This window comes from Mycobacterium sp. SMC-13, assembly GCF_045311035.1.
Classification (GTDB): Bacteria; Actinomycetota; Actinomycetes; order Mycobacteriales; family Mycobacteriaceae; genus Mycobacterium.
This window is the reverse complement of record NZ_JBJIAI010000003.1, coordinates 89,392-103,576: the sequence shown is the minus strand read 5'-3', so window position 1 is coordinate 103,576 and position 14,185 is coordinate 89,392. Positions and strand designations below refer to the sequence as shown.

At 67.9% G+C, this 14,185-nt stretch carries 13 protein-coding genes; 9 read left to right on the top strand and 4 right to left on the bottom strand.

Annotated features, from left to right (window positions below):
• Positions 1 to 14 precede the first annotated feature (14 nt).
• The 7 genes from ACJH6I_RS06635 to ACJH6I_RS06605 all read left to right on the top strand — a co-directional run bounded on the left by ACJH6I_RS06635 (position 15) and on the right by ACJH6I_RS06605 (position 7,101).
• Positions 15 to 1,289: an HAD family hydrolase gene (locus ACJH6I_RS06635; protein WP_406783878.1), complete on the top strand. Its 1,275-nt coding sequence runs from the start codon at positions 15 to 17 to the stop codon at positions 1,287 to 1,289.
• 177 nt (positions 1,290 to 1,466) lie between these two features.
• On the top strand, positions 1,467 to 1,910 hold the full coding sequence (gene rplM / locus ACJH6I_RS06630) for a 50S ribosomal protein L13 (protein ID WP_406783877.1): 444 nt from the start codon (positions 1,467 to 1,469) through the stop codon (positions 1,908 to 1,910).
• A 29-nt stretch (positions 1,911 to 1,939) separates the two neighbouring features.
• Positions 1,940 to 2,380 (top strand): 30S ribosomal protein S9, encoded by a 441-nt coding sequence (gene rpsI / locus ACJH6I_RS06625; RefSeq protein ID WP_406775556.1) that lies wholly within the window; start codon positions 1,940 to 1,942, stop codon positions 2,378 to 2,380.
• An 89-nt stretch (positions 2,381 to 2,469) separates the two neighbouring features.
• Complete coding sequence (glmM, locus tag ACJH6I_RS06620) at positions 2,470 to 3,807, top strand: phosphoglucosamine mutase (protein ID WP_406783876.1); 1,338 nt, start codon at positions 2,470 to 2,472, stop codon at positions 3,805 to 3,807.
• Between the two features lie 548 nt (positions 3,808 to 4,355).
• The gene (locus ACJH6I_RS06615) at positions 4,356 to 4,658 is read left to right on the top strand and encodes a type VII secretion target (protein WP_318986469.1); all 303 of its coding nucleotides are present in this window, start codon (positions 4,356 to 4,358) and stop codon (positions 4,656 to 4,658) included.
• Between the two features lie 2 nt (positions 4,659 to 4,660).
• A complete protein-coding gene (locus ACJH6I_RS06610) occupies positions 4,661 to 6,124 on the top strand; it encodes a hypothetical protein (protein ID WP_318986470.1) in 1,464 nt (487 codons plus the stop codon).
• An 83-nt stretch (positions 6,125 to 6,207) separates the two neighbouring features.
• On the top strand, positions 6,208 to 7,101 hold the full coding sequence (locus ACJH6I_RS06605; protein ID WP_212806860.1) for a manganese catalase family protein: 894 nt from the start codon (positions 6,208 to 6,210) through the stop codon (positions 7,099 to 7,101).
• A 55-nt stretch (positions 7,102 to 7,156) separates the two neighbouring features.
• Here ACJH6I_RS06605 and ACJH6I_RS06600 read toward each other — a convergent pair whose 3' ends face one another.
• From ACJH6I_RS06600 to ACJH6I_RS06590, 3 genes are all read right to left on the bottom strand, one after another.
• On the bottom strand, positions 7,157 to 7,741 hold the full coding sequence (locus ACJH6I_RS06600; RefSeq protein ID WP_064859825.1) for a hemerythrin domain-containing protein: 585 nt from the start codon (positions 7,739 to 7,741) through the stop codon (positions 7,157 to 7,159).
• Positions 7,742 to 7,771: 30 nt separating this feature from the next.
• The gene (locus ACJH6I_RS06595) at positions 7,772 to 8,464 is read right to left on the bottom strand and encodes a phosphodiesterase (protein WP_318986471.1); all 693 of its coding nucleotides are present in this window, start codon (positions 8,462 to 8,464) and stop codon (positions 7,772 to 7,774) included.
• Positions 8,465 to 8,546: 82 nt separating this feature from the next.
• Positions 8,547 to 9,398, bottom strand: a complete 852-nt coding sequence (locus ACJH6I_RS06590; RefSeq protein WP_318986472.1) for a hypothetical protein — start codon at positions 9,396 to 9,398, stop codon at positions 8,547 to 8,549.
• A gap of 85 nt (positions 9,399 to 9,483) precedes the next feature.
• Here ACJH6I_RS06590 and glmS point away from each other — a divergent pair, with 85 nt between their 5' ends.
• Positions 9,484 to 11,352 (top strand): glutamine--fructose-6-phosphate transaminase (isomerizing), encoded by a 1,869-nt coding sequence (glmS, locus tag ACJH6I_RS06585; protein ID WP_212806857.1) that lies wholly within the window; start codon positions 9,484 to 9,486, stop codon positions 11,350 to 11,352.
• A gap of 162 nt (positions 11,353 to 11,514) precedes the next feature.
• Positions 11,515 to 12,660: a GGDEF domain-containing protein gene (locus tag ACJH6I_RS06580; protein ID WP_406783875.1), complete on the top strand. Its 1,146-nt coding sequence runs from the start codon at positions 11,515 to 11,517 to the stop codon at positions 12,658 to 12,660.
• Between the two features lie 112 nt (positions 12,661 to 12,772).
• Here ACJH6I_RS06580 and ACJH6I_RS06575 read toward each other — a convergent pair whose 3' ends face one another.
• A complete protein-coding gene (locus tag ACJH6I_RS06575) occupies positions 12,773 to 14,011 on the bottom strand; it encodes a DUF222 domain-containing protein (protein WP_318986474.1) in 1,239 nt (412 codons plus the stop codon).
• Positions 14,012 to 14,185: the final 174 nt, after the last annotated feature.

Here is a 14,185-nt window from a genome sequence, read left to right as displayed (position 1 = left end):
CACACAGGAGAAAAGTGCCCCGCATCACCCGACTGGCCTCCGCCGCTGCGCTGGCCGGCCTCCTCGCCATGTCCGGCTGCAGCAGCCACGACAGCACTCCGGCCGCGCAATCGCCTGCCCCCGACAAGCCGTCGTGCCGGACGCTCGCCCAGAACTCTGGCTGGTACGGCGACAACCGTGACCGGATCGACGCCATGCTCACCAAGCTGGGCACCTGCGGCGCTGCCGGCTCGGTGAGTGCGGGCGCGCCACTGGCGTTGTTCGATTGGGACAACACCATCGTCAAGAACGACATCGGCGACGCCACGTTCTTCTGGATGGTGCGCAACGGCAAGCTGCGGGCGCCTGCCGATGGCAACTGGGCGTCCACCAGCACGTTCCTGACGCCGCAGGCCGTCGCGGCCCTGACCCGCGCCTGTGCTGCGGCCAGGCCGGGTCAGCCGATGCCGACCGACACCGACGCCGCGTGCGCCGACGAACTCGTGTCGGTCTACACCGAGGCGGAGACGAAAGCCGGGGAGCCCGCATTCGCCGGCTTCAACGCGCGTCGCATGGAACCGGCGTACGCCTGGGCCGCGCAGCTGCAAGCCGGATGGCGCGAAGCCGACGTGGTCGAGTTCGCGAAGACGGCCCGCAAGGAGAACCTCGACGCCCCGGCGGGCACCGAGCAGAAGGTCGGCAGCGGCATGCAGACCGGCTGGGTGCGCTACTACCCGCAGATGCGCGACCTCGTGGAAACCTTGCACGCCAACGGTTTCGACGTGCGGATCATCTCGGCGTCGGCCGAGCCGGTGGCCCGGGTGTGGGCCGCGGAACTCGACATCCCGGCCGACCACGTCATGGGCGTGCGAACCGAACACGACGGCGATGTGCTGACGTCGCGTCTGGTGCCGTGCGGCGGCGAGCCCGCCATCACCTACATCGAGGGCAAGCGCTGCCGGGTCAACGAAGAGGTGTTCGGGGTGACCGGTCCCGCCGCCTTCACCCAGCAGCCCGAGCCCAAGCGCGCTGCCTTCGCCGCCGGTGACTCCGACACCGACGTCACGTTCCTGACCGACGCCACCGCGCTGCGACTGGTGCTCAACCGCAACAAGACCGAGCTGATGTGCACGGCCTACGACGACGCGGGCGGCAACTGGCTGGTCAACCCGATGTTCATCGACCCCAAGAAGCAGGCCGAGACGTATGCCTGCGCCATCAAGGGCTACATCGAGCCGTCGGGCGCCAAGGGGCCGTTGCACCGGCCGGACGGCAGCGTCGTGCCCGACCAGCAGGACCGGGTCCACTGACCTGCTCCGCGTTTTGACCTGCGGCGACGCACCCGGGTAAGCTCCCACGTTGGTGCGCTGCAGGCCGTCAGGCCAATGCTTCCCGGGTCACCGTCGGTCGCCGGGAATTCGCAGGTCGCGTACTTGACCGGCACCCGGATAGCACCGGGACTCAACCCGAGAAGAAGAGGTATAGCTGTGCCTACGTTCACGCCGAAGGCGGGTGACACCACGCGTCAGTGGTACGTCATCGACGCCCAAGACGTGGTACTCGGCCGGCTCGCCGTGGAAGCAGCCAAGCTGCTCCGCGGCAAGCACAAGCCGACGTTCACGCCCAACTCCGATGAGGGTGACTTCGTCATCATCATCAACGCCGAGAAGATTGCCCTGTCGGGCAAGAAGCTCACCGACAAGTTTGCTTACCGTCACTCGGGTTTCCCGGGCGGTCTGAGCAAGCGCTCCATCGGCGAACAGCTGGTGAAGCACCCGACCCGCACCGTTGAGAACGCGATCGTCGGCATGCTCCCGCACAACAAGCTGTCGCGCCAGGTGCAGAAGAAGCTGAAGGTGTACGCGGGTCCTGATCATCCGCACGCCGCGCAGCAGCCGATTCCGTTCGAGATCAAGCAGGTGGCCCAGTGACTGAAGTTGATGTGACTGAAGTGGCCGAGGTGACCGAGTTCGACGCGGCCGAAGAGTCGGCCCCCCGCGAGCCCGTCTACATCGACCGTCCGATCCAGACCGTTGGCCGCCGCAAGGAGGCCGTCGTCCGCGTTCGCCTGGTGCCCGGCACCGGCAAGTTCAACCTGGACGGCCGCAGCCTGGAGGACTACTTCCCGAACAAGGTGCACCAGCAGCTGATCAAGGCCCCGCTGGTGACCGTCGACCGCGTCGACACGGTGGACATCTACGCCCACCTCGACGGTGGCGGCCCCTCGGGCCAGGCCGGCGCGCTGCGTCTGGCCATCGCCCGTGCGCTGATCCTGGTTCAGCCCGAGGATCGTCCGGCACTCAAGAAGGCCGGGTTCCTGACCCGTGACCCGCGTGCCATCGAGCGCAAGAAGTACGGCCTCAAGAAGGCCCGCAAGGCGCCTCAGTACAGCAAGCGCTGATCGTTTCTGCTCGTGGGCGGGCGTGTCGCAGTCTGGACACGCCCGCCTTCGGCGTTTCATGGGGTCATCTGAAGGACGAAAGAAGGTTCATGAGTCGGCTGTTCGGCACCGATGGCGTCCGTGGCGTCGCAAACCGTGATCTGACCGCGGAGTTGGCGTTGGCGCTGGGTTCAGCTGCCGCCCGCCGGCTCTGCTCGACCTCCGGCGCCGGCCGTTGCGTCGCAGTCGTCGGACGAGATCCCCGGGCCAGTGGCGAGATGCTGGAGGCCGCGGTCATCGCCGGCATCACGAGCGAGGGCGTCGACGTGCTGCGGGTCGGCGTGCTGCCGACCCCCGCGGTGGCCTATCTGACCGCCTCGTATGACGCGCAGCTCGGCGTGATGATCTCCGCCTCGCACAACCCCATGCCGGACAACGGCATCAAGATTTTCGGTACCGGCGGGCACAAGCTCGATGACGACACCGAGGACCGCATCGCCGAACTGGTGGCCGCCGGTCCGGGTACCCGGCCGACGGGCGCCGGCATCGGCCGCGTGCTCGACGCCTCCGACGCACTGGACCGCTACCTCACCCACGCCGCCAAGGCCGCGGTCGCGCCGCTGGCCGGACTGACGGTCGTCGTCGACTGCGCGAACGGCGCCGCCTCGGCGGCCGCCCCGCAGGCATATCGAGCGGCCGGAGCCACAGTTATAGCGATCAACGCCGAGCCGACGGGCCTCAACATCAACGACGGCTGCGGCTCCACCCACATGGCGCAGCTGCAGCAGGCCGTCATCGACCACGGCGCCGACCTGGGCCTGGCCCACGACGGCGACGCCGACCGCTGTCTGGCCGTCGACGCGTCGGGCGCCCTCGTCGACGGTGACGCGATCATGGTGGTGCTGGCGCTGGCCATGCGCGACGCCGGCGAGCTGGTCTCGAACACCTTGGTGGCGACCGTGATGAGCAACCTCGGCCTGCACCTGGCGATGCGCGAGGCCGGCATCGAGGTGCGCACGACGGGCGTGGGGGACCGGTACGTGCTCGAAGAGCTGCGCGCGGGACGGTTCTCGCTCGGCGGCGAGCAGTCCGGCCACATCGTGATGCCCGAGCTGGGCACCACGGGCGACGGCATCGTCACCGGACTGCGGCTCATGTCGCGCATGGCGCAGACCGGGTCGAACCTGGCGCAGCTGTGTGCGCCCATGAAGACGTTGCCGCAGGTGCTGATCAACGTCGAGGTGGCCGACAAGGCCACGGTGGCCCAGGCGCCGGCGGTGCAGACCGCGGTCGCCGCGGCCGAGGCCGAACTCGGCGACACCGGCCGAATCCTGTTGCGGCCCTCCGGAACCGAACAGGTGGTCCGGGTCATGGTGGAGGCCCCAGATGAAATCACGGCGAGGACCGTCGCGTTCCGCGTCGCCGAATCCGTCAGCGAGCAGCCCTAAGGGTTGCGGCCGTAGACTTTACCGGGTGGGCGGACCGTGTCTAACCGGCGCAGACCTAGTTCGCCGGGCACGTGACTTAAGGCCGCCCATGGAGGTCTCCTCGTACCTCGAGGTACTTGGAATGGCACGGCCATCAGCGCGGCTCGCATGGCACTGTGCGGCGACGGCGCTCATTACGTCTCGCGCTGGATCAGGTTGAAGGCTAGGGCGTGTCTGATAAAAGTTTCGGGTGTGGTGGCCGAGACTTGGAGGCATCGGAAAGCAATTGGAACCGCGACACCGTCGCGTCCGCGGCGATGGGGCCGCAACGTCGTTGAACTCAACTTCAACGACGTCAAGCAATGGCGCGGACTGGCCACCCGCTACGACAAGCTGGCCATCGTCTACCGTGCCGCGGCAGTCCTACGGGCAGTCACCCTTTGGCTACCCCATTTATCAGACACGCCCTAGTGCCGACAGCCGTCCAGGAAGGTTGTTCTGGCGGGTGGACACAGGACATTTTCAGCTTCGATGGAACCGAACGGCCGCGCCGCGCGTCATAGCAAGGCATGGGAGAACGTGACGTCGCTCGGATAGACCTCTCGGCAGTGCGGGATGCCGCGCAGCGGTGCGAATCGGTCGCCGACATGCTCGGCACCGCGGTCGCGCCGTTGTTGCGGTGGTACTTCGACGGGTTCTGCGGCGGGCGTGATCATGCCTCGCGCGCGGCCGCCTTACGCGCCGCGCTGGACCAGTCGGCCGGACAGCTTCGGGCATGGGCGTCGGCGTCGGCGGAAGCCGCAGCGGCACTACGGGTTTCGTCGGCGCGCTACGAGGACGCGGATACCGACCTCGCCGGCCGGTTGGTCTGATGATGGCGGCTGCGTTCGATGTGGCCGGGCGGCTCTCCGAAGGCGACGGTGCGGTCACGGTCCTCGACGAGTACGTGGCGGCATGCCGGGTGTTGGGCGTGCCGTCCCCAGGGCCGTTGGCGGAGTTGTATTACGCCGAGAGTGGGCTGAACCTCGACGCGCTGGCCGCGGACGCCCGCTCGCTTGACGCTGCGGTGGTGGTCGCGCAGGATGCAGTGCGGTTGCAGGGCAACGGATATCGGGAGCTGACGGCACAGTGGTCAGGTGCCGGTGGCGACGCCGCCGGCGGGTTTCTGCGCACCCTGACGGTGGCGGCCGAGGATGTGGGCGCGCATCTGCAGCGGAGCGCGCAGGCACTGACGACGCTGCGGGATGCGTTGTGGCGCGCCGTCGACGCCAAGGTCGACGCGGTGTTGCGGGCCGACGCGCAGACTGCCGGGCACCGGGACCAGTGGAGCGCGGCGGCCCGCGCGGTCCTCGCCGGGGCCGGCGACCTGTCGGCCGCCAGCGAGATCGTCGATCAGCAGGTCAAGCCCTTCGTCCTTCGGGCGGTGTCGGGGGACCTGCTGCCCGCGCTGCAGGAGGCCTCCGATGCCGTTGCGGCGGCGTACGATTCGGCCATCGCCGCGGTTACCCCGGCAGGGGTTTCGTTCGCGGTGCCCGTCGTGCTGACGCCCGATTGGACGCCTCAGGCTTCGCCCGCGCCGGCGTGGCCGGCCGCGCCGGCATATCAGGCCGCGGCGGCTGCGCCCTTCGCGACGTTGGGCACAGCGGCGGGGTGGACGCCGCCGGCGCCGTCCGCATCTGCGGCTCCGCCGGTGCCGGCCGAACCTGTTGCCGCGCCGTCGACCCCGCCCGTTTCTGCCGAATCCGCTCCGGCACCGTCGACCCCTGCGCCCGGAGGCCCCGAACCGGCGCTCGGCACTGCCGCGGCAACCCCGCCGACGGCCGGCTCGTCCGGAGATCTCGGATTCGGTTCGGGTATCGGCGGTTTGGGCCGGCAGCTGACCGATGCCATCGGGGGAGCGCTCGGTTCCATGGCGGGTCTGGCGCCCGGCGCATCGGGACTGGGCGGGCTCGACAACATCAGGGACGGCCTGGGAGACGACCTCGGGCTCGGCGCCGATGGCACCGATACCGACCACGAGCCGGACGACGCGGCGGATGGCGATGCCGATGACGAGCCGGACGACAGCGACGCAGAGGAGGCCGACGAGGAGGACGCTGCCAAGAGCGATGCCGCCGGCGAGGAGGACACCTCGGGGGAGACCGCTGAGTCCGATGACGCCGAGCCCGGCCCCGTCGACGCCCCGGTGCTACCGCCTCAGCAGCCGGTACCCGGCCAACCTGTAGCCGACCCGGCGCCCACCACGCCGCCGGTGGAACCGGTTGCGGAGCAACCCGATCCGACCACCAAGACGCCATGCGAGATCGCGGCCGACGAACTACCGAATGTGGGGGAGTGAAGCCGTCGGGCTGGATGCTGTTTCGCCGGGCCGGCAGGGGGTACGCGGTTGCGGTAGATCACTACCAGCCCAAGGGAGCGCGAATGTTCACTCATCACAAGGATTTGCAATTCGAGGTACGCGTCGATCAACCCGATCCGCGCTTTGCGACGCTGCTGCAGGAGCAGTTCGGCGGCGCGAACGGGGAACTCAAAGCGGCGATGCAGTACTTCACCCAGGCATTCGTGCTGCGCGAAAAGAACCCAAAAATGTACGACCTGTTCATGGACATCGCCACCGAGGAACTGAGCCATCTCGAGATGGTCGGTGCCATGATCACGATGCTGCTGGACGGCTTCAATGACGATCTCAAGCAGGCCAACGAGCGCTGCGACTGGATGGCGACGGTCGCCAGTCCGGATGGCCGCGACCAGGCCATTCACCAGGTCGCGATGAATCCGCTGTACTGCGTGCTGACCGGCGGCGGCCCGGACGTCAGCAATGCGGCCGCGATTCCGTGGTCGGGGTCGTATGTCAACGCGAACGGTGATCCCTCGGTCGACCTGCGCAGCAATCTGGCCGCAGAGTCGAGGGCCAAGATCGTCTACGAATACCTCAAGCAGTTCACCGACGATCCGGGCGTGCAGGACACGCTCACGTTCCTGATGACGCGCGAAGTCACCCATTTCCAGCAGTTCACCGCCGCCCTGAACGAGCTGCCGGTCAACTTCCCGCCGGGCACCCTGGCCGGCGACGAGCGTTTCCAGACCCTCGCGTTCAACATGTCCAACGGTCAGGGCGACGTCCGCGGACCATGGAACGAAGGTCAGGGTCCGTGGCCAGAAGGTATGTCGTGGAACTACGTGAAGTCGCCCACGAAAGACTGGCTGGGCACGTCCCTGCAGAAGAACACCGGGGCCAAGAACAATCCCAGTGGAGAACCCGCGGTGCACTGCGACAAGCCGTTCACCCACGAACAGCACACCGCCACAACCTGATCCAGCGGTCCGCGGCCACCGGCGACGAACGCCGGTGGCCGCGGACGTAAGACAATCACGAGGTAGGTGGGTCGGGCGGATTCTGTCGGTCTCGTCCACTCACCGCGTCCCGAACGTGGTCGACCACGGCGGCCGCCACACCCACCGTTTTCTGTACCGCGGAACTCGACGGGGTATCTGGATGCGGCCGGGTTGCCGCCATCTTCTTGGCTGCTTCGAGTTCGTGGCCCAGCTTTTCCAAGCGTTCGTCGCTCACCGCGGCGGACAGCCTCGGCCACACGACGTCTTGCTCGTAGGCGATGTGCTCGCGGCCGGCCTTGATGAATTCGTCAAGTGCCGCATGATATTCCGCCTCGCCGGGCGCGCCGTCCGCCAATTGCTGCAGCAGCTTCTTTCCGGCCTCTTCCTGAGAGATCGCGTGATCGGCGAGTTCGTCACCGTCATCGAGCGCGTCCCGGACCGCCGGCCAGAACAACTGCTCTTCGATTGCCTCGTGCTGTGATTCGGCGATCACCAAGTTCTCGACCATCGTCGCCAGGCCGCTCTGCTGAGCGCCGGTCCCGCGGGGAGCTCCGTCGAGCACTTCGAACATGCCCAGCACGCTCTCGTGTTCACGTCGCAGAAATGCCAAGGCGTCCATACGGTTTCTCCTCTTCGGTCCGGATCTGGGTCATGCGCTGTCGGGGTGCCGCCCTTTGCGGCTGCGTCGATACGCCTGCATCCGTAGGTTCGACAGCCAGTGCGGCGCCAGCTGCACGCCGGGTGCGGTATGCAGCACCGGGTCGAAGTCGGTGTCGGCTATTTCATCGTGCGGCACAACGTCTTTGATCGTCAGCCTGGCCAACGGGCGAAACGATGCGAAGCCCGGGGCCTGGTCGATGGCGACGGTCATCGGCCCGTCGTGCAGGGCGCTGCGGATGCTGTCCAGCGACACTCCGGCGCCGTCGACATGGCTCAGGATCTGCGCGCGCAGCCACCAGTTGGTGCCCTGGTACCGCAGTGGCATGACACTGGACATCGGCTGGCCCGGCCATCGAACGACCGGCCGGACGCCGAAGCGGCTGAGCCGTCCGCGGCCCGCCGACGCCAACAGCACGTCCCACGGCGGTGCCGCCGATGCCGTCGCCGAGTCACCCGCCGGCAGCCGAAACGCCAGCCCGATCACGTCGGGCAGCGCTCCCGGTGTGCCGATTCCCTTCGAAAGCCGCACCAGCACATCGGAGGCGGACTCGATCGGTAGGCCTACGTCGCGCGCCGCCACCCGCTCGATCGAACCCCGTGCCAGTACGCCACCCGGGTGGAACACCCGGCGGTGTCGGGCAGCGGCGACCCACTGAAACGGGGCGGTGACGGTCTCCAACACGCTGACGCAGTTACCCCGGACGTCAGCGTCAAAACGTCAGCACTCGGTTTGGTGCCGATGGTGCAGCCGCGTGCACACGCTCCTAGCCCTTCAACAGGGCGGCAACCTTGTCCTCCAGCGCCGGGTTCTCGGCGTCGGGATCGGCGGCGACGGTCTTCGGCAGCACCACGTCGGCGTCGGCGAAATCCTTGTAGGTCTTGTCGCCGGTCAGCTGGAACAGCAGGTAGCCAGTCAGCAGCGCGCGCACCGTCTTCTGGGTGCGGCGATCCGCGCCGGGCATCCCGACCAGTTTGGACAGCCGGAAGCCCTCGGCCAGACCGCCCGGGACGGCCTTGGCGACGGTCCGCACCGTCGCCGTCCGCCACGCGGCGGCCAGCTCGGTGGCGTTGGACTGGATGGTCAGGTCGGCGCCCGGTGCGTTGAGGATCAGGCCGGGAACCCGCAGACCGGCCGCGGGCTCGTCAGCGTCGGGCTTGCTGGCGGTCGGGAACACCGCCGCCACCGCCTTCAGTGGGTTGGCCGACGAGCCCAGGCCGGCGGCGGTGAAGACCGCGGCCGAGGCCCCGAAACCGTGCCCGACCAGGCCCAACTTGGTCGGGTGCACGCTGATCTTGCCGGGGCCCAGCCGGACTCCGGTGATGATGTCGAGGGTGGTGCCCAGGTCGTAAGCCAGGTTCAGCACCGACGGCGCGATGCCGGTCTCGGTGTTGGGTGCGGCCGCGACGATGCCCCACGACGCCAGATGCTCGAGCGTGCCGTTGTAACGTCCGACACCCTGCAACCAGTCGTGGCCGAATGCCACGCCGGGCAGATTCAGCCCCGACTCGGGGGTGTAGACGGTGCCCGGCAGGCCGGCAAAACCCAGGTCACCACGCAGAACGCGGTGCGGGCCGCGGCGCGTCAGAGCGCCGAAGAGCTTCTTCGTCTTGGCCACGCGATGACGTTAGCGCAGTGGCCCTGGTTTGCGCGTCACGCATGCACGGTCCGGCACCCGGGCGGCTGCACTACCCTGGATAACCATGTGTGGAATCGTCGGCTATGTCGGGCAACGGCCGGCCCGCGACATCGTGGTCGACGCGCTGCGACGGATGGAATACCGCGGCTACGACTCGTCCGGTGTCGCCCTGGCCGATGGCCACGGGGGTCTGACCATCCGGCGGCGCGCCGGCCGACTGGCCAATCTGGAAGAGGCGCTGGCCGAGACCGATGCCGCCGAGCTCGAGGGCACCACCGGCATGGGGCACACCCGCTGGGCGACCCACGGGCGTCCCACCGACCGCAATGCGCATCCGCACAGCGATGCCAGCGGCAAGCTCGCGGTGGTCCACAACGGCATCATCGAGAACTTCGCCGGGCTGCGCGCCGAGCTGGAGGCCGCCGGCGTCGAGTTCCAGAGCGACACAGACTCCGAGGTCGCCGTCCACCTGGTGGCACAGGCCTACCGGAACGGCCCGACGGCCGGTGACTTCGTCGCGTCGGTGCTGGCGGTGCTGCGCCGGCTGGAGGGTCACTTCACGCTGGTGTTCAGCAACGCCGACGATCCCGGCACCATCATCGCGGCCCGCCGGTCCACCCCGCTGGTGGTCGGCGTCGGCGACGGTGAGATGTTCGTCGGCTCCGATGTCGCGGCCTTCATCGAGTACACGCGCGACGCCGTCGAACTCGGACAGGACCAGGCCGTGGTGATCACCGCGGACGGCTACCAGGTGCTGGACTTCGACGGCAACGACGCGTCGGACCGCGCGCGCCCGTTCCACATCGACTGGGACCTGTCGGCTGCCGAAAAGGGCGGCTACGACTACTTCATGTACAAGGAGATCGCCGAGCAGCCCGCGGCCGTCTCCGACACGCTGCTCGGTCACTTCGTCGACGGCAAGATCGTGCTCGACGAGCAGCGGTTGTCCGACCAGGAGCTGCGCGATGTCGACAAGGTCTTCATCGTCGCCTGCGGTACCGCGTACCACTCCGGCCTGCTCGCCAAGTACGCCATCGAGCACTGGACGCGGCTGCCGGTCGAGGTCGAGCTGGCCAGCGAGTTCCGGTACCGCGACCCGGTGCTGGACCGCAGCACGCTGGTGATCGCCATCTCGCAGTCCGGCGAGACCGCAGACACCCTCGAGGCCGTCCGGCACGCCAAGGGCCAGAAGGCCAAGGTGCTCGCCATCTGCAACACCAACGGCTCGCAGATTCCGCGCGAGGCCGACGCCGTGCTCTACACCCGGGCAGGGCCGGAGATCGGCGTCGCCGCGACCAAGACGTTCCTGGCCCAGGTGGCCGCCAACTACCTGGTGGGCCTGGCGCTGGCACAGGCGCGCGGCACCAAGTACCCGGACGAGGTCGCCCGCGAGTACCGCGAGCTGGAGGCCATGCCGGCGCTGGTCGAGCAGGTGCTCGAGCGGCTGGACCCGATCGCCGATCTGGGCCGGCAGTTCGCGAAGTCGCCGACGGTGCTGTTCCTGGGGCGCCATGTTGGCTACCCGGTGGCGCTCGAGGGTGCGCTCAAGCTCAAGGAGCTGGCGTACATGCACGCCGAGGGCTTTGCCGCCGGCGAGCTCAAGCACGGTCCCATCGCGCTGATCGACGACGATCTGCCGGTGATCGTGGTGATGCCGTCGCCCAAGGGCTCATCGATGCTGCACGCCAAGCTGCTGAGCAACATCCGGGAGATTCAGGCCCGTGGCGCGGTCACCATCGTCATCGCCGAGGAAGGCGACGAGACGGTGCGGCCGTACGCGGACTACATCTTCGAGTTGCCGACGACCTCGACGTTGTTCCAGCCCCTGCTGTCGACCATCCCGCTGCAGGTGTTCGCCGCGTCGGTGGCCCGTGAGCGCGGATACGACGTGGACAAGCCGCGGAACCTGGCGAAGTCGGTCACTGTCGAATAGCTTCGCTTCGGCTCGTTCGCTGGCATCAACCAAGCCTGTGCTCTAGCATGGGAAAACGCAGGTCAACCATATCCGCACATTCTGCTGAAATATTAGCTGTGGAAATGGTTGGATGCGGGTTGAGGGTCAGCCGAAGGTGTCCATTGTGAGGGCCGTGGATTGTTGCTGGATGCTGCTGCGCGTCACGCCACGGTCCGGATGGTCCGCGAATGGTGGCATACGCCGACCGATTACGAGGCGCAGGTCGAGTACTTCGCCAAGCGGTCGCTGACGGGGCTGATCCAGTTCCTCGTCGGGCTCGGCGTCGGCATGGTCGGCCTCATCGTCATGATCGCCCAGTGGTCCGGTGACGCACCCGCGGGCGCGGTCGTGCGGGCCGTGTCCATCGTGTTCATCACGGCGATGTACGTGTGGAGCTGGGTGTGGTGGCTGCGGCCATGGCCGTCGTACCGGGTGTCGCACGCGTTCCTCATCAACGTCGACATCGGCGTCACCGTGGTCACCCTGCTCAACCAGAAGGTGCTGTCCGGCATGTTCGGGCTGAGTGCGCTGCTGCTGGTGTCGTTCTACATCATCTTCTTCGACGGCCCCAAAGCGCTTGCCGTACATAGTTGTTGGGCGGTGTCGTCGATCGCGGCGATGTCCGTCGAGATCGCGATCATCGGCGGCGGCGATCTGGTCCTGGCGTTCGTGAAGCTGCTGTCCGGCGGGGCGCTCGCGGTGGCGCCGATCGCCGCCCACTTCGGCATCTGGGCCCTGCGCAACGAGGCCAACGAGGCCTCGAACGACCCACTGACCGGATTGCTGAACCGCCGCGGTCTCAATCTCCACATCGACGACCTGCTGCGCGGCCACCGCAAGCGCGCGGCCGACGTCGTGGTCATCGTGATCGACCTCGACCGGTTCAAGATCGTCAACGACCGGTTCGGCCACAGCGCCGGCGACGAGGTGCTGGTCCGCTGCGCCCGGCGACTGGAGTCCTCCGTGCATGGCGGCGCGCTGGTGGCGCGCGTCGGGGGCGAGGAGTTCGTCGTCGTCGACGTCCTGCAGCCGGGGGACTGGGTGGCCGTGGCCGACCGGATCCGGGTCGCGTTGTGCGGCCGCGACGACCACGCGCCGATCACGGCGAGTATCGGGATCACCGCCGCGGCGATCGCGCACTTCGCTGAATCCGGGTGTGACCACGCGGAACTGCTCGGCGATCTGGTCGCCCGTGCCGACGAGGCGATGTTCGTGGCCAAGCGCGGCGGCGGCAACGCCGTCAGCTACCTGCCGCCGATGCCTGACGCGGTGCGGACATCGCGGTGAACTGTTCGTGATCCTCCGGGTGCGGGCCTGCTACTCCCATCCCGCCGTAGGAGCAGCAGGCCCGCTTTGCGTTGTCACTGTTGAGTTGTCAAGGTGCGTAACGCTTTAGGTGTTATGCGGCTGTGTCGAGGCGCATGGTGCGGCGGTTGTATGCGGGGATGGGTTTTCGGTGTGGGTCGACGGCCGCGGGTGGGATGAGCCAGGGGTGTTTGTCCAGGCCCATGACGACGTCCCAGCCGTCGTGGTGGACGTTGGCGTGGCAGGCCGGGCACAGCAGGCAGCCGTTGGCTAGTGATGTCTCACCGTGGTGGGTCCAGTGGATGATGTGGTGGGCGTGGGTGCGTCCGGGTGGTGCGCCGCATTTGATGCAGCATTCATCGCGGTGATAGAGCGCTTTGCGCAGGTGCGGCGGGAACAGCCGCTTCTCGCGCCCTATATCGAGGGGTACGTGTTCGCCGTCGACGATGATCGTGGTGACGGTGGTGTCGCAGCAGATTCGTTCCAGGGTCATGGTGCTGATCGATCCGATGAATTCCAACGCCGCCAGGTCGGGGGTGTCGGCGGGCACCGTCACCAGTAGCTGGGTGCGCGGCGCGGACGCGGTGTCGCCGCCGCGGGCGGCGATGTCCAGCACCGCTTCCAGCGCATCCGCCCGCCGCCTGCCCGCGGTGCGGGTGTCGGGGGTGCCGTCGGGTTCTGGCCGCGGTGCCGAGTGTTCCTCGATCGCTGCGACCAGCTTGGCGCCCACCTCCACGTCCAAGTCCGCGCGCACCTGCACCCGACCATCGGAGGTGACGCGGTGCTCGACGGTGTTGATCGACCGGTCCTCGGCGGCCGGCAGGCCACCTTCGGCGGCGGCGACCCGGTTGCCCAGCCGGCGGGCGCGTTTGTCGATGTCGGCGGGGGTGGCGCCGGAGAAGAACTGTCCCAACAGATCGGTCACCTGCTGGTACCGGGTCTCCTCGTCCAGCTCGCCGGGTGCGCGGGCGCGGATGTGGTTGATGCCTTTGACGATCGCATCGACATGCTCCCCGGAGATCGCACCGTCGGCGGCATGGGCCGCCAATGTGGGCAATGCCGGTAACGCGGCGCCGACCCGGACCAGCCGCTGCGCGACCGACGGCGCACACCCCAACGCCATCAACAACTCCCTCGGCGTCCGCCCCTGCGCGGCCGCGGCACCACAGCGGTCCAGCGCCCCGGTCAGCATCGCCGCCAGATGGTCGGCCACATTGCGCAGCCGCAGCACGCACGTCATCGCCGCAACGACCTCGTCCACCGACATCTCGTCGGAGACCTGCACACTGCGAAGGTGATCGAGAAGAGCGTTGAGATCCGGTGTGATTCCCATGCCCAATTGTATCGAACATATGTTCGAACAGCAAGGAGTTTTTCGGCCTACATCAGGACGTCGGTGACAGTTGCGCTGATCTCGGTGAAGGCAGGTGGTGGGTCCTCAAGCTCGAGCCTTGCAACTGCCTAGCGCATCGCGCGAACCGCCCGGAAAGGTTGGGCGCCAACTCGG